We start from the raw sequence: 22,131 nt of genomic DNA on the forward strand, positions 1-22,131 counted from the left end.
CACGCATAGCATCCTGTTTCGACGTATCCCTTCACATTCCCGAACCCTCTCTGGAGGCAACCATGGCAAGCGAACCGATTCGCGACCCCGCGAACGACCACCTGCTCACCCCGCAGAATTCCGCGTTCATCGTCATCGATTACCAGCCGGTCCAGGTGAACTCCATCGCGTCGATGGATCGCCAGCTGCTGATCAACAACATCGTCGGCGCATCGAAGGCGGCGGTGGCGTACGACCTCCCGATCGTCCACTCGACCGTCAACGTGAAGACCGGGCTGAACAAGCCGCCGATCCCGCAACTGCGCGCGGCGCTCGAAGGCTATCCGACCTACGACCGCACGAGCATCAACTCGTGGGAAGACGTCGAGTTCCGCCAGGCCGTCGAGGCGACCGGCCGCAAGAAACTGATCATGACCGCGCTGTGGACCGAGGCATGCCTGACGTTCCCGGCGCTCGATGCGCTGAAGGCCGGCTACGAGGTGTACGTGGTCGTCGATGCGGTCGGCGGCACGTCGGTCGCCGCGCACGAAGCGGCGCTGCGCCGCATCGAGCAGGCCGGCGGCCAGATGATCAGCGTCGCGCAGCTGTTCTGCGAATTGCAGCGCGACTGGGCGCGCAGCGCCACCGTGCCAGCGTTCATCAACCTGTTCATCGAAACCGGCGGCACGGCCGGCATCCAGTTCTCGTACGACAAGAGCTGACCGGCGAGAGCGTGCGCGGCGGCCGGCGCCGCGCGCCCTGCCCCCCGCTCGCTGGTGCCGGCGTGACCGGCGCGCGAGCCACCTATCGCGGCCTCCCCGGCCGCGTTTTCGTATCCGTGATTCAATGTCGATCGAACCGGCGCCGCGCCATCCGGCGGCACGGCGATGTGAACCCTCATCGAACGACCTTCACTGGATCACCATGACGAACCCTGCCGAAATCAAGGCGCTCGTTTTCGATGTCTTCGGAACGATCGTCGACTGGAGAAGCGGTGTCGCGCGCGGCGCCGCCGCGTTCCTGGATCGCCACGCGCCGACGCTCGACCCGTTCGCGTTCGCCGATGCGTGGCGCGCCGAATATTCGCCGTCGATGGAAGAAATCCGCAGCGGACGCCGCCGTTACGTGCGGCTCGACGTGCTGCATCGCGAGAACCTGGTGCGCACGCTCGACCGTTTCGGGATCGTGGACGTGCCCGAAGCCGACATCGACGCGCTCAACCTCGCGTGGCATCGGCTCGATCCGTGGCCCGATGCCGTCGCCGGGCTGCACCGGCTGAAGCAGCGCTACATCATCGCGCCGCTGTCGAACGGCAATATCCGGCTGATGGTCGACGTCGCGAAGCATGGCGGGCTGCCGTGGGATGCGATTCTCGGCGCCGAGGTCGCCCACGCGTACAAGCCGTCGCCGGCGGTCTATACCGAAGCGGTCGAGATTCTCGGCCTCGCGCCGGCCGAGCTGTGCCTGGTGGCCGCGCACAACGGCGATCTGGGCGCCGCGCGCCGGCTCGGGCTGTCGACCGCGTTCGTGCTGCGGCCGACCGAGCACGGGCCCGGCCAGACGACCGACCTGCAAGCCGACGATGCGTGGGATTTCGACGTCAGGGACCTGAACGAATTGGCGGATCGGCTCGGCTGCCCGCGTTGAAGGCCTGCGGCGCGATGCGCGATCGCGCTACCAGCGCAGCCGAAATCGAACGAGAGCGTGCTATCGACATCAATTGCGAGCGTTCGTCTTCGCTCAGCACCAGTTCCGCCTTCGGTCGCCCCATAGCCATGCTGGCGTCTCCCGTTCCGTTGACGTCAACATGCTGCGCGAACATATATCAGTTAACAACGGAACAGGACACTAGGCAAGACCGCGCGTGCGATCGCTCAATCGACGCGATAGCGTGGCAATTGTCTGTATTAACGCCCGCCGGCCAGGAGAGGTTCGCTGGCTAACTACCAGACATTGCCTGTGCCAATTGCTTCCACATGTGATCCGCCGCGGACGACAGTCGGTGGCCGCCGCGTGTCAGGAGCTGAGCATGAAAGCTCCGCGCAATCGGGTGGTCAAGAGGGATGGCAACGAGTTGCCCTTCCTCGATGCGTCGACGTGCCGCCGTGGCTGACATGAAAGCCACGCCAAGCCCTGCGGCCGCGAGCGCCTGCGCGGTCGAAAAGAGGTCGCAACGGTAGGTTGGCGCCAGCGCCAATCCCTCGTTGTCTACCATAGACTGGACCGTCTGTTGCGCAGCGAAGCGATCCGATGTGAAGATCAAGCGATGCTGTACCAATTCAGCAGGTGGTAGTTTGCTATAAGCCGCAAGCGGATGGTCTGGCGCCACGACAGCGCATAACGGTCCAAGCGCAAAAGTGCGCACCTTGCAACCAGGTTCGGGCCCTGCCCCTATGCAGAGCCCAATATCGATTTCGTCGTTGCGAAGCATCGTGATGATCTCGAGCGTTGAACCGGACCGGATATCGATGGCAACCCGCGGATATTTGGCACTGAAGCGCCGCAACGTGCTCTCAATAAATCCTTCGACAATGCCCTCGATAACGCCTACGGCGATCCGACCACGTTCGAGATCGCGGTACTCATCCAGTTGCACGCGTAGCTGACGCACTCGCCGTTGCTGCTCCCGATGGAAATTCACAAGTGTGAGGCCCACTTCCGTGATGGCCACAGTACGGCCCTTCCGAGACAGCAGTGGCATACGCAGTGCACGTTCGAGCAGAGCAATCTGCCGGCTCACAACGGAGGCATTAACGCCGAGCGCTTCCGCCGCCATACGTACACCTCCGTAAGTGGCCACTTCACATAGATAGGCCACAGATCGGGAGTTTAGTGGATCGATGTTCATTGTCATAGCGCCCCTTGAATCGTTGACTTTAGGTCAACATTCTCGCATCGCTGGGTGCATTTCAGCGAGATTTTAGCGATGCAATACTCGGTGCACGATTCGTTGAGTAGAGACCTGCATCATGACCGACCAGATAGACCCCGCGCTTCTCGCGGGACGAGCGAGCGAACACGAAGAACTCCTGACGATACGTCGCCACATTCATCGCCACCCGGAGCTGTCCTTCCACGAAGCAGACACTGCAGTTCTCGTTGGGGACATGCTTGAAGCGTGGGGCTACGACGTTTGTCGAAATGTCGGCGGCCATGGTGTTGTCGGTACGTTGAGGGCTGGCCTGAGCACGCGCGCGATCGGCATTCGCGCCGAAATGGACGCTTTGCCGATCCACGAGCAGACGGGCTTGTCGTACGCCAGTGTCCATAGCGGCAAGATGCACGCCTGCGGTCATGATGGTCATACAGCAATTCTGCTCGGCGCGGCACGCAAGCTAGCGCATACGCGCCGCTTTGACGGTACCGTACACCTTATCTTTCAGCCGGCAGAGGAGGCCGGTGCGAACAGCGGCGCGAAGCGCATGATTGCCGACGGCTTGTTCGTGCGGTTTCCGTGCAATGCGATCTTCGGCCTTCACAATCATCCTGGCATGCCGATCGGCACATTCCTCTTCCGCCCGGGTCCGTTCATGGCCGCCTGCGATACAGTGAAGATCACCATTCACGGCAAAGGCGGCCACGCGGCGCGCCCACACTTGGCCGCCGATCCGATCGTGATGGCGAGCAGTCTGGTGATGGCCTTACAGACCGTTGTGTCGCGCAATATCGACCCGACCGAAACGGCCGTCGTGACAGTTGGCACGATACAGGCTGGCCATGCCGCCAACGTCATTCCAGAACGGGCGACGCTCGAGCTGAGCATTCGATCCTTCAACGATGACGTGCGTCAGACTCTGGAAACCCGTATTTACGAGCTCACCGAAGCGCACGTTGCCGCCTACGGGGGCCACGCCGAAGTAGACGTTGTCAGCGGCTATCCGGTGCTGGTCAACAGCGACGCGGAGACTGAGCTCGCTCGCCGGGTCGCCTTCGAGCTCGTCGGCGAGAAAGGCGTGATCGCTCCATTCCCTGCTGTCCCCGGCAGCGAAGACTTCGCCTACTTCCTGCAGCATCGTCCAGGTTGCTTCCTGCGTCTTGGGAACGGCGTGGGCACGCCGATGCTTCACAGCGCGCACTACGACTTCGCCGATGACAATCTGATGATTGGTGCCGCGTTCTGGACGCGGCTCGTCGAGCAGTATCTGGCAGTCGAATAACCTTAGCAGTGCAGCATTTATACACATCTAATGGAGAGGACTCTTGAAAATGCGTCTATACAGCCTACCGCAGGACGAGGGCGGAACCGTGACAGCGATTGCCGGGACGGTGGAGGAAGCGGGGCGTACGCGTACCACGACGCCGCGTAACGTCGTCGTCGCTGCGGTCGTCGGAAACCTGCTGGAGTTTTTCGATTTCACCGTCTACAGCTATTTCGCGCTGACGATCGGCAAGTTGTTCTTCCCGGCAGATGACCCGGTTACTTCGTCGATGGTGTCGTTCGCCGCGTTTGCCGTAGGCTTTGTCACACGCCCGCTGGGCGGCATCGTGATCGGTCGTTACGCAGACCGCGCCGGTCGCCGCCCCGCGCTTACCTTGACAATTGCCCTGATGGCGCTCGGCGCCGCGATGATCGGGTGCGCGCCAACGTATGCGCAGATCGGCTTGGCCGCACCCGTACTGATCGTTCTTGCCCGGCTGATTCAAGGCTTTGCACAGGGTGGCGAGGTTGGCGCCGCCACCGCCACGTTGCTGGAGACGGGCTCGGACAGCAGCCGCGCATTCCGGGCGAGCTGGCAATTGGCGAGCCAGGGCGGAGCCGCACTGCTCGGCTCTGGCACCGCTGCTGCGTTGGCTCACTTCCTCAACGACACGCAACTGCAGACTTGGGGCTGGCGCGTGCCATTCCTCATGGGGACCCTCATTGCGCCAGTCGGTATCTATCTGCGCCGGCACATTGTCGAAGAACGGCGGGAAGTCGACACTCGTGCGAAGAAATGGAATACGGCCGATGTAAGAAATTGGTTTCTCGTCGTTTTTGCGATCATGGGCATGACAGTGAGCACGTATCTGCTCGTGTACTACCTGCCGACGTACTGTATCCAGTACCTGAAGGTGCCCGCAAAGCTGTCAATATTTGTGGGAGTACTCACGAGCTCGGTGTCGCTTGTCATGTGCCCCATCTATGGCGCTTTGTCGGATCGCTTGGGCAAGCGCAAGCCGTTGATACTGTTCGGGCGCATTGCGTTGTTCTGTCTCATTTACCCGGTGTTCTGGGGGATGATTCACTTTCCAACGCTACCAGTGGTGCTTGGGCTCGTACTGGTTTTGATGCTCTGCTACACGATGGGTTCGGCACCTGCCTACGCCTTAATGCCGGAGAGTTTTCCAAAGCCAATTCGGGCCGGCTTTATGTCGAGCTCCTACGCAATTTCCCTCACGCTATTCGGGGGTACTGCTCCGCTGGTTGCAGGGTGGTTGATTCGCGTTACGGGCAACGTGATGGCGCCCGCGTGGTACATGATGGTAAGCGTCATCATCTCGATCGTGGCGATTTCGCTGCTCGAGGAAACTGGTGGTAAGGCTCTGAAATAAGGCCAGCAGCAATCAAGCCATCTCACATTGCTCCGCATAGAAATACTTCGGTTCGATCGAGTCGACGGCGGCGTCGATTAGTGAATCGTCTGAGTCGCGGGACTTGAACCGAGTGCCGAAGCAATTCCGCCCGATGCAGCCTTGTCTTGCCGCGAGCACGAACGAGTATGCCGTTCGACGTCACTTGTTTTACTTTCTGCCCGACTCAAAATTGCACATTTTTCTTAACCAACTTTTTTAAGAGTGATCGATATGCGTGATACCGAGTATCAAGCGTCAGACGGTTTAGGTTTAGCTGAATTGTTGGAACGCGGCGAAGTCAGCCCCGAAGAATTGATGGCCTGCGCCATCAGGTTGGCTCGCGAGCTAGCGCCGGGGCTGAATGCGCTGTGCTACGAACGCTATGAGGAATCTCTAGCCGTGGCACGAGAGTGGCTTATGCACGGCGCATTTCGTGGGATTCCGTTCCTGTTGAAAGACTCCGCTATCGCACATCGCCGCTTCCCGTCCAGCTTAGGATCTCAATTGCTTGCTGACAGCGAACACGCTGGCAACGCCACCGTTGCCGATCGCTTTGAAACCGCAGGCCTGATTCCCTTCGCTCGCACCACAGTTCCAGAGTTCGGCATGGCGCCCACCACTGAAGCCGTGCGCAACGGTGGCCCGACTCGAAACCCGTGGGACCCGACACGCTCCGCAGGCGGGTCCAGCGGTGGAGCGGCGGTCGCCGTTGCAACCGGGATCGTCCCGTTAGCGCACGGCAGCGACGGCGGTGGTTCGATTCGGATACCAGCCTCATGCTGCGGCCTGTACGGACTGAAACCGTCCCGCGGACGTGTCCCGGTTGGTCCTTTCCGTAGCGAAGGTTGGGGTGGACTTTCCACCGATGGCGTCCTGTCACGCTCCGTCCGTGATACTGCTGCTGCGCTGGACGCGATCGCCGGCTACGAAGCCGGCGCGCCATATGCAGCACCGCCCGCGCCGACCTCATATCTCCATGCGCTGACGGAGGCACCGCGCCAGTTACGCATAGTTGTCTGGCGCGAAGCATGGTGCGGCATCGACGTAGCGCCCGAATGCGTGGCGGCAGTTGAACACACCGCACGACTGTGCGAGGAACTCGGCCATCAGGTAGTCGTTTGTGCACCGCCCGATATCAGCTACGACGCGTTTGTGCTGGCTCACGCGAACGTCCTCGCATCAAATATCGTACTGTCTGTTGACACCAAGCTGGCCCAGACCGGACAGCCCCTTGGCGGCGACGACTTGGAGCCAGCCATCCGCCAGGGCTACGAATACGGCAAGTCACTGAGTGCGGCCCAATACGTTACCGCCATCAATCGCCTCCACGCGACCGGACGAATGCTGGAGGCTTACATGGAGGGTTACGATATCGTTATTTCGCCAACCTTGACTCAATTGCCACTGAAGCTCGGTACGCTTTCCATGCGAACTCGATCATTCCTGGACTTTCGCATACAGGTAGCGCGATATGGAACGTTTACGGCGCCAATTAACGCGTCAGGGCAACCGGCTGCGAGTTTGCCCTTATTCTGGACCGAAGACGGGTTGCCGGTGGGAACCCAAGTTATCGGAAAGTTTGGCCGGGAAGACGTAGTGCTACGCTTGTCGGCCCAACTAGAAGCGCTGCAGCCTTGGAGTGATCGTATCGCCCAAGGGGGCGTCGCTAAAGGCGCAACGCGCTAACTTCCGATAGGAGGGAGTGGCTGTGTCGATGCCGCTGCATAGTCGGCGGCGTCGATCGCATCCATCGTGTTCGTGGGTATCTAAGCTGGGAAAATCCCAACCGACTCAGGGCTTCTGCGGCGCGCCCTTGGCAGTTGGCCGCTTCTTTACCACCGAACCACTAGTGTCCTGTTCCGCTGATTCGCGAACAAAGTCGGTGTAGCTTTTCGAGGATGGAATCGGCAGACGCGGTCCAGACGAATGGCTTGCAGTTTTCGTTGTAGTGGAAGACGAATTGCTCAATACGCTTGATCAGTTGTTTGACCGAGCCGAACGATCCTCTGCGGATCGCCTTATCGGTGATCAACGCAAAGAAGCGTTCGACCTGATTGAGCCACGAACTGTAGGTGGGAATGAAATGCATGTGCCAGCGGGGACGTGCAGCCAGCCATGCCTTGACCTTCGGATGCTTGTGACTGCCATAGTTGGCGACGATGCAGTGCACGTCGAGTTCGGCTGGCACGGCTTTGTCGATTTCGCGCAGGAACGACAGGAATTCCTGATGTTGGTGGCGTGGCTTGCAAGTCGCGAGCACGGCGCCGTTGAGTACGTTCAGAGCGGCAAACAGCGTGGTGGTACCGTGACGCACGTAATCGTGCGTCACGCCCTCGACGTAGCCGAATCCCATCGGCAGCATGGGTTGCGTGCGCTCGATCTCTTGATACTAGCTCTTCTCGTTCACGCACAGCACCAGGGCGTTCTCTGGCGGGCTCAAGTACAAGCCGACCACATCGCGCAACTTCTCGATGAAGAACTGATCGGTCGAGAGCTTGAAGCTTTCGCTGCTCCAGAAACCGCAGACGCCACGTGCCCACCGTGGCGCGCGTGAGTTGCAGGCGCAGCGCGATCGCGCTACCAGCGCAGCCGAAATCGAACGAGAGCGTGCTATCGACATCAATTGCGAGCGTTCGTCTTCGCTCAGCACCAGTTCCGCCTTCGGTCGCCCCATAGCCATGCTGGCGTCTCCCGTTCCGTTGACGTCAACATGCTGCGCGAACATATATCAGTTAACAACGGAACAGGACACTAGCCGGTCGAAGCGTCGCCGGCCGTGTTGTGATCCAGATCGATCGTCGCGTCGCCATCGCGCGCCGCCCGTCGACCGCTATGCCGGCTCGCCCACGAAGCGCAGCGTAGCCGATTCCCCCGACAGCAACGCGCGATTCGCGTCCGCCGCCGCGCGCAGGTAATCCCACAGCGCGGTCACGCGCCGCAGCTTGCGCAGATCCTCGCGGCACGTCAGCCAGAAACACCGCGTGACGACCACGTCGTCCGGCAGCACGGGCACCAGCGCCGGCTGCGTGGCCGCCATGAAGCATGGCAGGATCGCCAGGCCGCCGCCCTGCAGCGCCGCGAAAACCTGCGCGATCACGCTGGTCGTGCGCAAGCCCGCCGTCGCGCCGGGCACCGCGCGGTCCAGGTACAGCAGTTCGCTGCTGAACGCGAGATCGTCGACGTAGCTGATGAACGCATGCCGCGCAAGATCGTCGGTGCACGTGATCGGCGCGTGGTTCGCCAGGTAGTCGTGCGTCGCATAGAGCCGCAACTGGTAGTCGCACAGCTTCGTGACCACGTAAGGCCCGCGCTCGGGCCGTTCGAGCGTGATCGCGAGATCGGCCTCGCGCTTGGGCAGGTTGACGAAATGCGGCACCGGCAGCAGGTCGACCGTCACGTGCGGATGCGCGGCACGGAACCGCGCGAGCTGCGGCGCGAGGAAAAAGCAGCCGAACCCTTCGGTCGACCCGATCCGCACGTGGCCCGACAGCGCCTCGCCCGTGTTCGCGACCTGGTCGCACGCGGATTGCACGGTCGTCTCCATCGCATCCGCATACGCGACGAGCCGCTGCCCTTCGGCCGTCAGCGTGAAGCCGCCCGAGCGCGACTTGTCGAACAGCAGCGTGCCCATCGCGGCCTCGAGCGCGCGGATGCGCCGCGCGACGGTCGTGTAGTCGACCCCGAGCCGCTTCGCGGCGCCGCTCGCGCGCTGCGTGCGCGCGACCTCGAGGAAAAAGCGCAGGTCGTCCCAGTTCAGGTTGCCGGAAACCGGCTCGGTGGCATGTCGCATCGGCGAGGGAAAAAAGGCGGGCGTCTCCGGGCCGGCCGTCGATGTGCATAAATGCACATCCAACCGGTTTCTTTATCGGTACATCATGAATCTGCGCATAACTATACTCGACCGTGACCTGCGGACCATGAGCCGCGGGCAATAAAACCGGAGACACCATGCAGACCCGATCCACCCTCGATGAGCATGCGACCAGCGCGACGCCGGCGCCCGAGCGCACCGCGAAGCACTACCTGCTGGCCGGCTGGGCCAGCATGGCCGGCACCACGATCGAGTGGTACGACTTCTTCCTGTACGGCACGGCCGCCGCGCTCGTGTTCAACCGCATCTTCTTCCCGTCGCTGGACCCGGTCGTCGGCACGCTCGCCGCGTTCGGCACGTTCGCGGTCGGCTTCATCGGGCGGCCGATGGGCGGCATCGTGTTCGGCCACTTCGGCGACCGCATCGGCCGCAAGTCGATGCTGATGATCACGCTGCTGCTGATGGGCGTGCCGAGCATGATCATCGGGCTGATCCCGTCGTATGACAGCATCGGCTACTGGGCCGCCGCGCTCTTGATCGCGATGCGCTTCCTGCAGGGCATGGCGGTGGGCGGCGAATGGGGCGGCGCGGTGCTGATGGCCGTCGAGCACGCGCCGAAGGGCCGCAAGGGGCTGTTCGGCAGCCTGCCGCAGACGGGCGTCGGGCTCGGCCTGATCCTGTCGTCGGTGGCGATGGCCGCGGTGGCCGCGCTGCCGGAAGCCGACATGCTGTCGTGGGGCTGGCGCGTGCCGTTCCTCGCGAGCATCGCGCTCGTCGGCCTCGGCTGGTTCATCCGCGCGAAGGTACCGGAATCGCCGGACTTCGAGAAGATGCAGCGCCAGGGCAAGGCCGAGAAATCGCCGGTGACGGCCGCGCTGCGCCGCCATCCGCGCGAGGTGCTGACGATCGTCGGCGCACGCGCCGCCGAGAACACCTGGTTCTACATGGTCGTCACGTTCGCGCTCGCTTACGCGACGCAGCAGCTGCATCTGCCGAAGGCCGAGATGCTGCACGCGATCACGGCCGGCGCGGCGCTGTCGCTCGTGACGATGCCGCTGTGCGGGCATCTGAGCGACCGCATCGGGCAGCGCCGGATGTTCGCGATCGGCCTCGTGCTGATGTGCGCGTTCGCCGCACCGTTCTTCATGATGCTCGGCACGCAGCAGACGTCGACCGCATGGTGGGCGATCGTGCTCGGCCTCGGCGTCGTGTTCCCGATCCTCTATGCGCCGGAATCGCTGCTGTTCGCGCAGCAGTTCCCCGCGGAAATCCGCTACAGCGGCATCTCGCTGTCGGTGCAGCTGGCCGGCGTGATCGGCGGCGGCTTCGCGCCGATGATCGCGACGTCGCTGCTCAAGGCCGGCGGCGGCCAGCCGCATTACGTGATCGCGTACCTCGTCGGCTTCGGCGTGTTCGCGCTCGTGTGTACCGCGTTGATGCGCCCGGCGCGCGCCTGAGCACGCCGGCCGGCATTCGATCCTCAGTTCGTCCTGTCGCCCGCCGCGCCAGCACGCGTGGCGGACGCAGGCCCCCTTTCGTCATCGCACATCGTTTCCCCGGAGAGTTCCATGAATGCAGCAGTTCCCCAGACCACCCTCGCCCTGCCCACCGCCAAGCTGCTGATCGACGGCGCGTTCGTCGAATCGCACAGCACCGAATGGGGCGACATCGTCAACCCCGCGACGCAGGAAGTCATCGGCCGCGTGCCGTATGCGATGCTCGACGAGGTCGATGCCGCGATCGCGTCCGCGCAGCGCGCATTCCAGACCTGGAAGACGACGCCGATCGGCGCGCGGCTGCGCATCATGCTGAAGTTCCAGGATCTCGTGCGCCGCAATCTCGAACGGATCGCGCACACGCTGACGGCCGAGCAAGGCAAGACGCTGCCCGACGCGCAGGGCGACATCTTCCGCGGCCTCGAAGTGGTCGAGCACGCGTGCTCGATCGGCACGCTGCAGCAAGGCGAATTCGCGGAGAACGTCGCGGGCGGCGTCGATACCTACACGCTGCGCCAGCCGATCGGCGTCTGCGCCGGCATCACGCCGTTCAACTTCCCCGGGATGATTCCGCTGTGGATGTTCCCGATGGCGATCGTCTGCGGCAACACGTTCGTGCTCAAGCCGTCCGAGCAGGACCCGCTGTCGACGATGCAGCTCGTCGAACTCGCGCTCGAGGCCGGTGTGCCGCAGGGCGTGCTGAACGTCGTGCACGGCGGCAAGACGGTGGTCGACCGCCTGTGCACGCACCCGGACATCAAGGCGATCTCGTTCGTCGGCTCGACGCGCGTCGGCACGCACGTGTACAACCTCGGCAGCCAGCACGGCAAGCGCGTGCAGTCGATGATGGGCGCGAAGAACCACGCGGTCGTGCTGCCCGATGCGCACCGCGAGCAGTCGATCAACGCGCTGGTCGGCGCGGGCTTCGGCGCGGCCGGCCAGCGCTGCATGGCGACCTCCGTCGTCGTGCTGGTCGGCAAGGCGCGCGACTGGCTGCCCGATCTCGTCGACAAGGCGAAGGCGTTGAAGGTCAACGCGGGCGCCGAAGCCGGCACCGACGTCGGCCCGGTCGTGTCGAAGGCGGCGAAAGCACGCATCCTGTCGCTGATCGACGCCGGCGTGAAGGAAGGCGCGACGCTGCTGCTCGACGGCCGCGACGTAAAGGTGCCCGGCTACGAGCACGGCAACTTCGTCGGCCCGACGATCTTCTCGGGCGTGACGGCCGACATGTCGATCTACACGGAAGAAATCTTCGGGCCGGTGGTGGTCGTGATGGAAGCCGACACGCTCGACGACGCGATCGCGCTCGTCAACCGCAACCCGATGGGCAACGGCGTGGGGCTGTTCACGCAGAGCGGGGCGGCGGCGCGCAAGTTCCAGAGCGAGATCGACGTCGGCCAGGTCGGCATCAACATCCCGATTCCGGTGCCGGTGCCCTACTTCAGCTTCACCGGTTCGCGCGGCTCGAAGCTCGGCGATCTTGGCCCGTACGGCAAGCAGGTCGTGCAGTTCTACACGCAGACCAAGACGGTCACCGCACGCTGGTTCGACGACGACGCGACGGCCGGCGGCGTGAACACGACGATCGCGCTGCGCTGACGGGGAGCCTCGCCATGGAAATCGCATTCATCGGACTCGGCAACATGGGCGGCCCGATGGCCGCCAACCTGCTCAAGGCCGGCCACGCGCTGACGGTGTTCGACCTCGACGCGCATGCGGTCGATGCCGCGGTGCGCGCCGGCGCGGCGGCGGCGACGTCGCCGCGTGAAGCCGCCGCGCGCGGCTCGTTGATCATCACGATGCTGCCGGCCGCGCAGCACGTGCGCGCCGTCTACCTCGGCGACGACGGCGTGCTGGCCGGCGCACGCGCCGGCGCGACGCTGATCGACTGCAGCACGATCGATCCGGGCACCGTGCGCGCGGTGGCCGACGCGGCCGCGCAGCGCGACTTCCCGCTCGCCGACGCACCGGTGTCGGGCGGCACCGGCGGCGCGCAGGCCGGCACGCTGACCTTCATGGTCGGCGCCGATGGCGCGCTGTTCGAGCGCATCCGCCCGGTGCTGCTCGACATGGGCAGGAACGTCGTGCACTGCGGCGGCACCGGCACCGGGCAGATCGCGAAGATCTGCAACAACCTGCTGCTCGGCATCTCGATGATGGGCGTATCGGAAGCAATGGCGCTCGGCGCCGCGCTCGGCATCGATCCAACCGTGCTGGCCGGCATCATCAACACGTCGACCGGCCGCTGCTGGAGTTCGGACACGTACAACCCGTATCCGGGCGTGAGCGACACCGCGCCGGCCGCGCGCGGCTATGCGGGCGGCTTCGCGGCGAACCTGATGCTGAAGGATCTCGGGCTCGCGACCGAAGCCGCACGCAGCGCGCATCAGCCGGTCTGGATGGGCGCGCTCGCGCAGCAGCTGTATCAGTCGATGAGCCAGCAGGGGCTCGGCACGCTCGACTTCTCCGCGTGCGTGAAGCTGTACGAGGCGCAGCCGGCCTGATGCGCCCGGCCGACGCCGGACGTGCGTCGACCCGCGATGGGCCGGAACGGCATCGCGGGTCGGTTTGCAGGCGGGGGAAGAAAAACGCGGGCGGCGTCATCATGCCGCCGGTCGGTCAACCGCGCGGGTTCGACGCCGTCTCGAAGGTCGGATGGCACTCGAACGCGAGTTCGGAGCGCGCGTCGACGCGGCGGCCGCCGGTCAGCGATTCCTGCTTCACGCTGGCGCGCATCCCGCGCTGCGTGCAGTAGTTGGTGGCTTCGTTGACGGCCTTCTCGTGGGCGTCGGCCCACGTCGTCGACACGCCGACCGTGCGCGTCGTCACGGTGTACACGTTCGGGTTCGACGTCGCGGTCACGTCGGAAGCAGTCGAACACGCGGCGAGCAAGCATGCAGCAGCCGCAATGGTCAACCACCGCAGGGTTCGAAAAGAGACTGGAATGGACATGGAGGGCAGGCGCACGTCAGTCGACGTGCATTGAGCAACATAGGCGACAGTATGCCTGCTCGATCGCCGGAGATCATGCCCCTTTCGGTGAACACATTGTTTCGAATGGTTAAACGATGGCCGAATCTGGCAAGAATTACAGCCGTCGCCGGCCATCGTTTTCGTTCGTCAGGTCATTTCGCCCGGCATGCCCGCCGGCGCGGCCGCTCACGCCGGCGCGACGGTCAATGTGCACCCGCCTGACGGATTCGCGCGGATGCTTCCGCGAGGTTGCGCCACGCCGGCTGCCCCGGTGCGTAGCGCGCGCGGATGTAGGCGGCAAGCTCGGCCATCTGCCGATCGTCGAAGGCATCGCCGAAGCCCGGCATGTAGCCGAGCCGGTCGGTGGCCGGCTCGTCGATCCCGTGGTGCAGCACGCGCAGCAGATTGTCCGGCGCCGACTGGCTCACGCTCGTGTTGAGCCCCATCAGCGGCCGCACGCCGAAATGTCCGACGCCGCCCGATTCCGCATGACACACCGCGCACGCTGCGTCGAACGCGCGGCGGCCGTTCTCGAGGCCGAGTGTCGCGATGGTTTCCGCGCCGCGCGCCTGGCGGTCGGCCGCAGCCGCGGCGATTGCCGCATCGACGGGCGGCGACAGCGACGCCAGATAATGCGCGATCGCCCGCACGTCGGATTCGGGCAGCGCCGCGAGCCCCGCGACGACCGGCGCCATCGGCCCGGCCGCGACGCCGTGCTGTGCCGAGAACCCGGTGCGCAGATAGTCGAACAGCGCGCCTTCGGTCCACGGCACGGGCGAAGCCGGCGACGCGACGAGCGGCGGCGCGACCCAGCCTTCCGCTTCGCCGCCCGACAGGTAGGCGAGCCCCCCCTTCTCCGCACCCAGCGCGTTGCGCGGCGTGTGGCAGGCGCCGCAGTGCCCGGCGCCGTCGACCAGATACTTGCCGCGATTCCACATCGCCGAGCGCGCCGGGTCCGGCGCAAACGGCCGCGCGTCGTGAAACAGCCAGTTCCAGCCGGCCACGAGCCGCCGCTGGTCGAGCGGGAACGGCAGCTTCGTCTGCGGCGGCACGTGCTTCACCGGCGGCTGCGACATCAGGTACGCATAGAGCGCGAGCAGGTCGGGCTCGCTCAGCTTCGCGAATGCGGTGTACGGGAACGCCGGGTACAGGTGCGAGCCGTCGCGCGAGATGCCTTCGCGCATCGCGCGGGCGAACGCCGGATACGACCAGTTGCCGATGCCGGTTTCCGGATCGGGCGTGAGGTTCGTCGTGTAGATCGTGCCGAACGGCGTATCGAGCGCGAGCCCGCCCGCATTGGTCGCGCCGCCGGGCGCCGTGTGGCACACCGCGCAATCGCCGGCGAGCGCGACCAGGCGGCCGCGTTCGAGCGTCGCCGCGCTCCACATCCCGCCGTCCGCGCCGCCGGGCGCAACAGGCGCAAGCGGCGCGATCGGCGCGGGGCCCGGCAGGATCGCGCACGCCAGCCCGATCAGTCCGCCGACCACGCCGCCCGCGCCGCCGCCGGCCAGCCAGCGACGCCAGCGCGATGCGCGGCGCGGGGCCGCGTGCGGCCTGTCAGCGGCATCGGCCGGCACCGGTTGCGCGAGCGCGGCGCGAATGTGCGCCGCATCGAACGGCGGCGCGCGAAAACGCACGCCCGTCGCGTCGTACAGCGCGTTGGCGATGGCCGCCGCGGCCGGTGCGGCTGCCTGCTCGACTCGCCGCGCATCGTGTTCGGACAGGTCGCCGTGCGCGCGATGCGCGGCCGCATCGACTGCAATCAGTTCGTGCGCGATCGCGTCGGCCCGCTCGCCGGCATCGGTCTCGTCGTGCGCGGGCCGCGCGGACAACCGTGCGCCCATCACGCGGGAAATCGCGGCCTCGATCTGCCATGCGGGCAGGCCGGCCAGCGACGCGTCGCCCGGCTCGCCGCTGCCTTGCCCGGCCACGACGCGCCGCACCGAGACGTCGCCGGTCGCACGGTCGACCTCGAGATCCACGACCCATGCTGACCAGCGCGGATCGCCGTGACGGTCGGCATCGTCGTCGGATGCGGATGCGACTGTGCGCGCGTCGCCCCGCTCGCCATCGAAGGCGAAGCCGCGACCGCTGACACGCGACGCCGCGTTCGCCCGCGACGCAACCGGCACGCCCCAGGCGGCGCGTTCGGTGACCATCCGGATCGTTTCGCGCGGCCCTGCGTCCCGCGCGGCATCCAGATGTTGCAACCGCAACGCGACCGGGTCGCGCCGCAACGCGCCCGCGAGTTCGTCGACGAAGGATTCGCGGGCAAAGACGTGCGCGTGACCGGGAATCGCGCCATCGGCATCGGCCAGCTCGATCGACGTCTGCGCGTGCCGGTAGACGAACGGCGATGCGGCGCCGGAATCAGCGCGTGCCGCGGCTCCGCGAGCATCGTTCGTGGCTGAGCCGACCGCCTGCGCGCGATAGCGCCACGTGGTCATCCTGCCGTCGGGCGCGGTCCGCGTTTCGATATCGAACGATGCAGGCGTGCGCGCATCGCCGATCGGCCAGGCGTAGCGTGCGCGGTGCGGCGGCGCGGCGGCGGCGGCCGCGTCATCGTGCGGCGCGGGTTCCGCCACACACGCCGGCGCCATCGGCGGACCTGCGTCAGGCTTCATCGCCGCCTCGCAGATAGCGTGCGGCGCGATGCACCGCGCGGATGATCTCCAGATGCGTGCCGCAACGGCACAGGTTGAAACGCAACGCGTCCCGGATCGCCGCATCGTCGGGCGCGGGGTGGCGGTCGAGCAGCGCCTTCGTGCTCATGATCATGCCGTTCAGGCAGTAACCGCATTGCGCGGCCTGCTCGTCGATGAACGCGCGCTGGATCGCATGCGGCGCGTCGCACGACCCGAGCCCTTCCAGCGTCGTGACGTCGCGCCCGTGCGCGGCGGCGGCCGGCACGACGCACGAACGCGTGGCCTGCCCGTCGACGAGCACCGTGCACGCGCCGCACTGCCCGAGCCCGCAGCCGTACTTCGGGCCGTTGAGCGCGCAGTCGTTGCGCAGGACCAGCAGCAGCGGCGCGTCGGGCGCGGCGTCGGCGAAGATGTGCGGCGTGCCGTTCACGCGAAACGCCAGCGGCCGCGACGGAGAAGCGGGATGGGACATGAAGGGATCCGGAATACGACGTGCGGGCCGGCGTCGGCCGGCGGCGGGCACGGGCCGCCGGCTGGCGCCTGCCGGCGCGCCTGACATATAACACGCCGAAATGCGCGTTGCCGCGCATCGATTCCCGCGCCGGCGCAGCGGCTGCGAAGCGGACGCAAAGCGCCGGCCGGCGCAGGCGCCGCGCGTCAGGCCACGGCCGCCACACTGCTGCGCGACGGCGCTTCGAGCGGCACGTCGAACACGTCGTAACCGAATACCCACGACGGGTCCTCGTTGGTGCGCAGCCACGTGTTGTTGTGCGACACGAGCTGCACCTTCGACGCGCGTGCCGCGCGGTTCGCCTCGTACAGCGCGAACGCGCCTGCGTAATCGCCGACGCCGACTTCGTCGAGACAGCGCGCGAGCATCGCGGCATCCTCGATCGCCATCGCGGCGCCCTGCGCCATGTGCGGCTTCATCGGATGGCACGCGTCGCCGAGCAGCACGAGCCGGCCGCGGCTCCACAACGGCAGCGGATCGCGTTCGAGCAGCGGCCATTTGGTGATCGACGGCGACACGTCGATCAGATGCTGGATGTCAGCGTGGAAACCGGCGAACGCCTCGCGCATCTCGTCGCGGCTGCTGTCGACCATCGACACGCCCTCGGGCCATTCGGCCTGCGGCACGCCCGTCACGTAGTAGTACTCGTCGCGCTTCTCGGTCACGTAGTAGACCATCATGTGGCGATCCTCCGACCACCACTTCACGCACATGTCGTACGGCTTGTTGCCGAGCAGCGCGGCCGGGAACACCGCGCGGTGCGCGACATAACCGGTGTAGCGCGGCGGTTCCGCACCGAGCAGGTGCTCGCGCAGCCGCGAATTCACGCCGTCCGCGCCGATCGCGATGTCGGCCGTCTCGATGCTGCCGTCGGTAAATGTGAGGCGCACGTCGCTGCCCGTGTCCTCCACCGCCGCGAGCTTCTTGCCGAAGCGGATCGTGCCGGGCGTCACCGCCTGCGTCATCAGCGCATGGAAATCGCCGCGATGCACGGTCAGGTAGCTCGCGCCGTAGGCCTTGCGCGCGTAGTCGCCGAGCGGAATCCGCGACAGCACGTCGGCCGTGCGCCAGTCGCGGCTGTACCAGAAATCCGGATGCGAACCCATCGTTTCCAGCGCGTCCTCGCAGCCGATGCGCCGCATGATCTTCATCACGTTCGGGCCGAGATGGATGCCCGCGCCGAGACGCGAGAACGCGGGCGCCTGCTCGTACAGCGCGACGTCGTAACCGCCGCGCTGCAGCAGCGCGGCAGCGGCCGTGCCGCCGAGACCGGCGCCGATGATTGCGATACGGGGTTTGCTCATGCGGATCTCCTGATCATGGGCCCATTGCCGAACGCGGCGCCAGGGCGAGCGGATTGAATGGCGTTTATTTAGCGTACACACTCAATTTATTCAGGACAAGCAGATTATTGATCGATGCCGACGTCTCCGGGAAAGCACCAATAAATCTCCTGAAATCCATACACACCAACAATCTACCCATGGCAGACGTAATTTTGATCCATTGCCATTTTCAAATGTACACACTAGACTTTGCCCAACATCCGGCGACCCCGCGCCAGCGCGCCGCCCCCTCCTTACCGACACGGAGCCTCCCGTCATGAGCAAGACCTACCGCATCGGCCAGATCGTGCCGAGTTCCAACACGACGATGGAGACCGAGATCCCGGCGATGCTGCGGCTGCGCGAAGCGATCCGGCCCGAGCGCTTCACGTATCACTCGAGCCGGATGCGGATGAAGAAGGTCGTCAAGGAAGAACTCGCGGCGATGGACGCCGAATCCGACCGCTGCGCGGTGGAACTGAGCGATGCGCGTGTCGACGTGCTCGGCTACGCGTGCCTCGTCGCGATCATGGCGATGGGTCACGGTTATCACCGCGTGTCGCAGGCGCGCCTCACGAAGCACACGGCCGACAACGGTGCGCAGGCGCCGGTGCTGACGAGCGCGGGCGCGCTCGTCGACGCGCTGAAGGTGATCGGCGCGAAGCGCATCGTCGTCGTCGCGCCGTACATGCTGCCGCTCACCGAGCTGGTGGTCGACTACATCCGCAACGAAGGCTTCGACGTGCTCGCGTACCGCGCGCTGGAGATCCCCGACAACCTCGACGTGGGCCGCCACGATCCGGCGCGCCTGCCCGACATCGTCAAGACGCTGCCTTACCAGGACGCCGATGCGATCGTGCTGTCCGCATGCGTGCAGATGCCGTCGCTGCCGGCCGTCGCGAAGGTCGAGGCGATGACGGGCAAGCCGGTGATCACCGCGGCGATCGCGACCACCTACGCGATGCTGCGCGAACTCGATCTCGAACCGATCGTGCCGGGCGCCGGCGCGCTGCTGTCCGGCGCGTACTGAGCGCCGCCGCTACTTCGGAGCCATCCCATGTCCTCGACTTTCCTGTACGGCGCGAACGTTCGCGCCAACGGCATCCGCCAGCACTATCTGCGCTACGGCGGCGCGACCGGCGCACGCGCGGCGCGCCCGGCGATCGTGCTGATTCCCGGCATCACGAGCCCCGCGATCACGTGGGGCTTCGTCGGCGAAGTATTCGGCGCGGCGTTCGACACCTACGTGCTCGACGTGCGCGGCCGCGGGCTGTCGGACGCGTCGCCGTCGCTCGACTACAGCCTCGATGCGCAGGCGGACGACGTCGCGGCGCTCGTCGCCGCGCTCGATTTGCCGAGCACGAGCCTCGTCGGCCATTCGATGGGCGCGCGCATCGCCGCGCGCGCGGCCCGGCGCGGCATCCGCGGGCTCGCATCGGTCGTGCTGGTCGATCCGCCCGTGTCGGGCCCGACCCGCCGCGACTACCCGGGCAAGCTGCCGTGGTACATCGACTCGATGGCGCTCGCGCGCGCCGGCACTGATGCCGACGGCATGCGCGCGTTCTGCCCGACCTGGACCGAGGCCGAACTGCAGTTGCGCGCCGAATGGCTGCATACCTGCGACGAACGCGCGGTGCGTGCATCGTACGAAGGCTTCCATACCGACGATTTCCACGCGGATGCCGCGCACCTGGCCGTGCCGTCGCTGCTGATCACCGCCGAGCGCGGCGACGTGGTGCGCGACGACGACGTCGCCGAACTGCAGCGCGCGACGCCGACGATGCGGCACGTGCGCGTGCCCGATGCCGGCCACATGATTCCGTGGGACAACGCGGCGGGTTTCTACGCGGCGTTCGGCGACTTCCTCGGCACGCCGCTTGCGGCCTGAGCTCGGCGCCCCGCCCTTTCCTTCACGCCTTTACCGGAGCCGACGATGCCAGTCAGCGATACCCAACTGATCGACGCTTGGAAGCAGGTCCTCACGCTGTCGCGCCTCGAGCCGGGCCAGACCGTCACGATCCTGACGAGCGCGGCCACCCATCCGCAGACGCTGTCGTGCGCGCTGATCGCGACGCAATCGCTGGGCGCGATCGTCAACCGGCTCGACCTGCCGCCCGTCAACGGCGACAAGGCGTTCAGCCGCGACCCGCTCGCCTACCTCGGCACGACGCCGCTGACCGGCAACAAGGCCGCGATCGCCGCGCTGCGCGAGAGCGACCTCGTGCTCGACCTGATGACGCTGCTGTTCTCGCCCGAACAGCACGACATCCTGAAGTCCGGCACGAAGATCCTGCTCGCGGTCGAACCGCCCGAGGTGCTGGTGCGAATGGTGCCGACCCTGGCCGATCGCACGCGCGTGCTCGCCGCGGCGAAGAAAATCGCCGCGGCCCGCGAGATGCGCGTGAGTTCGGCGGCCGGCACCGCGCTCGTGTGCCCGCTCGGCGAGTTTCCGCCGACCGCCGAATACGGATTCGTCGACGCGCCGGGCCGCTGGGACCACTGGCCGAGCGGCTTCGCGCTGACCTATCCGAACGATCGCACCGCGCGCGGCACGATCGTGATCGACCGCGGCGACATCCTGCTGCCGCAGAAGCACTACGTGCGCGAGCCGATCGCGCTGACCGTCGAAGGCGGGTATGCGACGCGTATCGAAGGCGGCGTCGACGCCGACCTGCTGCGCGACTACATGGAAACGTTCGCCGACCCCGAAGGCTATGCGATCTCGCATATCGGCTGGGGGCTGCAGCCGCGCGCGCGCTGGTCGACGCTCGGGCTGTACGACCGCGAGGCGACGATCGGAATGGACGCGCGCGCGTTCGAGGGCAACTTCCTGTTCTCGCTCGGCCCGAACAACGAAGGCGGCGGCAGCCGCACGACCACCTGTCATATCGACATCCCGCTGCGCCGCTGCACGGTCGAGCTCGACGGCGAGACCGTCGTGCGCGAAGGCCGCGTGACCGATCAACCCGCCTGACCGACGAGCCCCCGACACCATGAACGATCTTTCCCGTCACGCCGAAGCGAACGTGTATCGCCAGCAGGGTTTCGGCACGCCGCTTCCGCCGCACGGCAACATTGGACTGCTGATCGTCGATTTCGTGGTCGGCTTCGCCGATCCCGCGACGTTCGGCGGCGGCAACATCGCGCCGGCGATCGCGCGCACCACGCGTGCGCTCGCGCTCGCGCGCGAACGCAACTGGCCGGTCGCGCACAGCCGCATCGTGTATGCGGACGACGGCAGCGACGACAACGTGTTTTCGCTGAAGGTGCCCGGCATGGCGACGCTGACCGAGCATCATCCGAACAGCGCGATCGTGCCCGAGCTCACGCCGGCGCCGGGCGAACTCGTCGTGCGCAAGACCGTGCCGTCCGCGTTCTTCGGCACGCAACTCGCGCCGTGGCTCGCGCAGCGCGCGGTGCAGACGCTGCTCGTCGCGGGCGCCGTGACGAGCGGCTGCGTGCGCGCGAGTGTCGTCGACGCGATGTCGCACGGGTTCCGCCCGCTCGTGCTCGCCGATTGCGTCGGCGATCGCGCGATCGCGCCGCACGACGCGAACCTGTTCGACATGCAGCAGAAATATGCGGCCGTGATGCCGCTCGACGACGCGATCGCGGCGATCGATGCCGTGCAGGCACGCTGAACTGCCACGGCGCACGGGTGGCTCCGGCCGTTCGTGCGGTTCGGGCGGCGTGAGCGCTGGCTACGCCTGCACCCGCGCGCAATTGACGCGGCGGTTTTGGCGACCTAGATTGACCGCATGCGCCGCCGCGCCGCGACCACCCGCCGTCTCGCGTGCGCCGCGCGCTGCCTGCACGCCGCCTTCGTCGCGACCGGGCG

Annotated in this window: 18 protein-coding genes and 2 pseudogenes; 12 read left to right on the forward strand and 8 right to left on the reverse strand. The window is 66.1% G+C overall.

The annotated features are described in order from the left end of the window. The first annotated feature begins 62 nt into the window (after positions 1 to 62). Positions 63 to 701 carry a hydrolase gene (locus BLS50_RS20380; protein ID WP_023476540.1) on the forward strand — a complete coding sequence of 213 codons (639 nt, stop codon included), beginning with the start codon at positions 63 to 65 and terminating at the stop codon, positions 699 to 701. A 202-nt stretch (positions 702 to 903) separates the two neighbouring features. Further along, entirely contained in the window at positions 904 to 1,626 is a 723-nt protein-coding gene (locus tag BLS50_RS20385; RefSeq protein WP_069230940.1) for a haloacid dehalogenase type II, read from the forward strand. Positions 1,627 to 1,639: 13 nt separating this feature from the next. Here the strand turns inward: BLS50_RS20385 and BLS50_RS35450 are convergent. Together BLS50_RS35450 and BLS50_RS20395 are read right to left on the reverse strand one after the other, a co-directional pair. Further along, positions 1,640 to 1,756, reverse strand: a pseudogene (locus BLS50_RS35450) (IS630 family transposase); the annotation flags it as partial. Between the two features lie 162 nt (positions 1,757 to 1,918). Beyond that, the gene (locus tag BLS50_RS20395; protein ID WP_080486898.1) at positions 1,919 to 2,827 is read right to left on the reverse strand and encodes a LysR family transcriptional regulator; all 909 of its coding nucleotides are present in this window, start codon (positions 2,825 to 2,827) and stop codon (positions 1,919 to 1,921) included. A gap of 121 nt (positions 2,828 to 2,948) precedes the next feature. Here BLS50_RS20395 and BLS50_RS20400 point away from each other — a divergent pair, with 121 nt between their 5' ends. The 3 genes from BLS50_RS20400 to BLS50_RS20410 all read left to right on the forward strand — a co-directional run bounded on the left by BLS50_RS20400 (position 2,949) and on the right by BLS50_RS20410 (position 7,218). After that, entirely contained in the window at positions 2,949 to 4,136 is a 1,188-nt protein-coding gene (locus BLS50_RS20400; RefSeq protein ID WP_074803757.1) for a M20 aminoacylase family protein, read from the forward strand. 49 nt (positions 4,137 to 4,185) lie between these two features. Beyond that, positions 4,186 to 5,511, forward strand: a complete 1,326-nt coding sequence (locus BLS50_RS20405) for an MFS transporter (protein WP_080486899.1) — start codon at positions 4,186 to 4,188, stop codon at positions 5,509 to 5,511. 252 nt (positions 5,512 to 5,763) lie between these two features. Beyond that, on the forward strand, positions 5,764 to 7,218 hold the full coding sequence (locus BLS50_RS20410) for an amidase (protein WP_074803759.1): 1,455 nt from the start codon (positions 5,764 to 5,766) through the stop codon (positions 7,216 to 7,218). Positions 7,219 to 7,378: 160 nt separating this feature from the next. On the opposite strand, the pseudogene BLS50_RS20415 reads toward BLS50_RS20410, so the two are convergent. Both BLS50_RS20415 and BLS50_RS20420 read right to left on the reverse strand, forming a co-directional pair. Then, positions 7,379 to 8,212: pseudogene (locus tag BLS50_RS20415) on the reverse strand (IS630 family transposase). Between the two features lie 150 nt (positions 8,213 to 8,362). Next, positions 8,363 to 9,322 carry a LysR family transcriptional regulator gene (locus tag BLS50_RS20420; RefSeq protein ID WP_069230939.1) on the reverse strand — a complete coding sequence of 320 codons (960 nt, stop codon included), beginning with the start codon at positions 9,320 to 9,322 and terminating at the stop codon, positions 8,363 to 8,365. 158 nt (positions 9,323 to 9,480) lie between these two features. On the opposite strand from BLS50_RS20420, the gene BLS50_RS20425 reads away from it, so the two are divergent. The 3 genes from BLS50_RS20425 (at position 9,481) to mmsB (ending at position 13,343) form a co-directional block, all read left to right on the forward strand. After that, positions 9,481 to 10,800, forward strand: a complete 1,320-nt coding sequence (locus BLS50_RS20425) for an MFS transporter (RefSeq protein ID WP_074803761.1) — start codon at positions 9,481 to 9,483, stop codon at positions 10,798 to 10,800. Between the two features lie 111 nt (positions 10,801 to 10,911). Then, on the forward strand, positions 10,912 to 12,438 hold the full coding sequence (locus BLS50_RS20430) for a CoA-acylating methylmalonate-semialdehyde dehydrogenase (protein WP_074803763.1): 1,527 nt from the start codon (positions 10,912 to 10,914) through the stop codon (positions 12,436 to 12,438). Positions 12,439 to 12,452: 14 nt separating this feature from the next. Then, the gene (gene mmsB / locus BLS50_RS20435) at positions 12,453 to 13,343 is read left to right on the forward strand and encodes a 3-hydroxyisobutyrate dehydrogenase (RefSeq protein ID WP_069230937.1); all 891 of its coding nucleotides are present in this window, start codon (positions 12,453 to 12,455) and stop codon (positions 13,341 to 13,343) included. A 115-nt stretch (positions 13,344 to 13,458) separates the two neighbouring features. Here mmsB and BLS50_RS20440 read toward each other — a convergent pair whose 3' ends face one another. The 4 genes from BLS50_RS20440 to BLS50_RS20455 form a co-directional block, all read right to left on the reverse strand. Further along, positions 13,459 to 13,791 (reverse strand): hypothetical protein, encoded by a 333-nt coding sequence (locus BLS50_RS20440; protein WP_011548018.1) that lies wholly within the window; start codon positions 13,789 to 13,791, stop codon positions 13,459 to 13,461. A gap of 224 nt (positions 13,792 to 14,015) precedes the next feature. After that, on the reverse strand, positions 14,016 to 16,436 hold the full coding sequence (locus BLS50_RS20445; RefSeq protein WP_069230936.1) for a c-type cytochrome: 2,421 nt from the start codon (positions 16,434 to 16,436) through the stop codon (positions 14,016 to 14,018). Continuing rightward, a complete protein-coding gene (locus tag BLS50_RS20450) occupies positions 16,426 to 16,929 on the reverse strand; it encodes a (2Fe-2S)-binding protein (RefSeq protein WP_069230935.1) in 504 nt (167 codons plus the stop codon). The genes BLS50_RS20445 and BLS50_RS20450 overlap by 11 nt, the downstream gene beginning before the upstream one ends. A gap of 185 nt (positions 16,930 to 17,114) precedes the next feature. Next, positions 17,115 to 18,272 carry an FAD-dependent monooxygenase gene (locus BLS50_RS20455; RefSeq protein WP_011548021.1) on the reverse strand — a complete coding sequence of 386 codons (1,158 nt, stop codon included), beginning with the start codon at positions 18,270 to 18,272 and terminating at the stop codon, positions 17,115 to 17,117. A gap of 298 nt (positions 18,273 to 18,570) precedes the next feature. On the opposite strand from BLS50_RS20455, the gene BLS50_RS20460 reads away from it, so the two are divergent. From BLS50_RS20460 to BLS50_RS20475, 4 genes are read left to right on the forward strand one after another with little or no spacing between them, the layout of a single operon-like run. Next, complete coding sequence (locus BLS50_RS20460) at positions 18,571 to 19,323, forward strand: maleate cis-trans isomerase family protein (protein WP_060212471.1); 753 nt, start codon at positions 18,571 to 18,573, stop codon at positions 19,321 to 19,323. Positions 19,324 to 19,350: 27 nt separating this feature from the next. Continuing rightward, positions 19,351 to 20,181, forward strand: coding sequence for an alpha/beta fold hydrolase (locus tag BLS50_RS20465; RefSeq protein WP_069230934.1), 831 nt, complete (start codon positions 19,351 to 19,353; stop codon positions 20,179 to 20,181). Positions 20,182 to 20,226: 45 nt separating this feature from the next. Continuing rightward, positions 20,227 to 21,267, forward strand: a complete 1,041-nt coding sequence (locus BLS50_RS20470) for a hypothetical protein (RefSeq protein ID WP_011694696.1) — start codon at positions 20,227 to 20,229, stop codon at positions 21,265 to 21,267. Positions 21,268 to 21,286: 19 nt separating this feature from the next. After that, positions 21,287 to 21,934, forward strand: coding sequence for an isochorismatase family protein (locus BLS50_RS20475; protein WP_069230933.1), 648 nt, complete (start codon positions 21,287 to 21,289; stop codon positions 21,932 to 21,934). The last annotated feature ends 197 nt before the right edge of the window (positions 21,935 to 22,131 follow it).

Origin of the sequence: Burkholderia orbicola, assembly GCF_900100915.1 — a bacterium.
GTDB classification, from domain to species: domain Bacteria; phylum Pseudomonadota; class Gammaproteobacteria; order Burkholderiales; family Burkholderiaceae; genus Burkholderia; species Burkholderia orbicola.

Excerpts from the sequence above, each read along its gene's own strand:
- BLS50_RS20470 (WP_011694696.1), top strand. The coding sequence starts at position 20,227 with ATGCCAGTCAGCGATACCCAACTGATCGACGCTTGGAAGCAGGTCCTC.
- BLS50_RS20405 (WP_080486899.1), top strand. The coding sequence starts at position 4,186 with ATGCGTCTATACAGCCTACCGCAGGACGAGGGCGGAACCGTGACAGCG.
- BLS50_RS20420 (WP_069230939.1), bottom strand. The coding sequence starts at position 9,322 with ATGCGACATGCCACCGAGCCGGTTTCCGGCAACCTGAACTGGGACGAC.
- mmsB (WP_069230937.1), top strand. The coding sequence starts at position 12,453 with ATGGAAATCGCATTCATCGGACTCGGCAACATGGGCGGCCCGATGGCC.
- BLS50_RS20440 (WP_011548018.1), bottom strand. The coding sequence starts at position 13,791 with ATGTCCATTCCAGTCTCTTTTCGAACCCTGCGGTGGTTGACCATTGCG.
- BLS50_RS20465 (WP_069230934.1), top strand. The coding sequence starts at position 19,351 with ATGTCCTCGACTTTCCTGTACGGCGCGAACGTTCGCGCCAACGGCATC.
- BLS50_RS20400 (WP_074803757.1), top strand. The coding sequence starts at position 2,949 with ATGACCGACCAGATAGACCCCGCGCTTCTCGCGGGACGAGCGAGCGAA.
- BLS50_RS20430 (WP_074803763.1), top strand. The coding sequence starts at position 10,912 with ATGAATGCAGCAGTTCCCCAGACCACCCTCGCCCTGCCCACCGCCAAG.
- BLS50_RS20460 (WP_060212471.1), top strand. The coding sequence starts at position 18,571 with ATGAGCAAGACCTACCGCATCGGCCAGATCGTGCCGAGTTCCAACACG.
- BLS50_RS20410 (WP_074803759.1), top strand. The coding sequence starts at position 5,764 with ATGCGTGATACCGAGTATCAAGCGTCAGACGGTTTAGGTTTAGCTGAA.
- BLS50_RS20385 (WP_069230940.1), top strand. The coding sequence starts at position 904 with ATGACGAACCCTGCCGAAATCAAGGCGCTCGTTTTCGATGTCTTCGGA.
- BLS50_RS20475 (WP_069230933.1), top strand. The coding sequence starts at position 21,287 with ATGAACGATCTTTCCCGTCACGCCGAAGCGAACGTGTATCGCCAGCAG.
- BLS50_RS20445 (WP_069230936.1), bottom strand. The coding sequence starts at position 16,436 with ATGAAGCCTGACGCAGGTCCGCCGATGGCGCCGGCGTGTGTGGCGGAA.
- BLS50_RS20380 (WP_023476540.1), top strand. The coding sequence starts at position 63 with ATGGCAAGCGAACCGATTCGCGACCCCGCGAACGACCACCTGCTCACC.
- BLS50_RS20455 (WP_011548021.1), bottom strand. The coding sequence starts at position 18,272 with ATGAGCAAACCCCGTATCGCAATCATCGGCGCCGGTCTCGGCGGCACG.
- BLS50_RS20425 (WP_074803761.1), top strand. The coding sequence starts at position 9,481 with ATGCAGACCCGATCCACCCTCGATGAGCATGCGACCAGCGCGACGCCG.
- BLS50_RS20450 (WP_069230935.1), bottom strand. The coding sequence starts at position 16,929 with ATGTCCCATCCCGCTTCTCCGTCGCGGCCGCTGGCGTTTCGCGTGAAC.
- BLS50_RS20395 (WP_080486898.1), bottom strand. The coding sequence starts at position 2,827 with ATGAACATCGATCCACTAAACTCCCGATCTGTGGCCTATCTATGTGAA.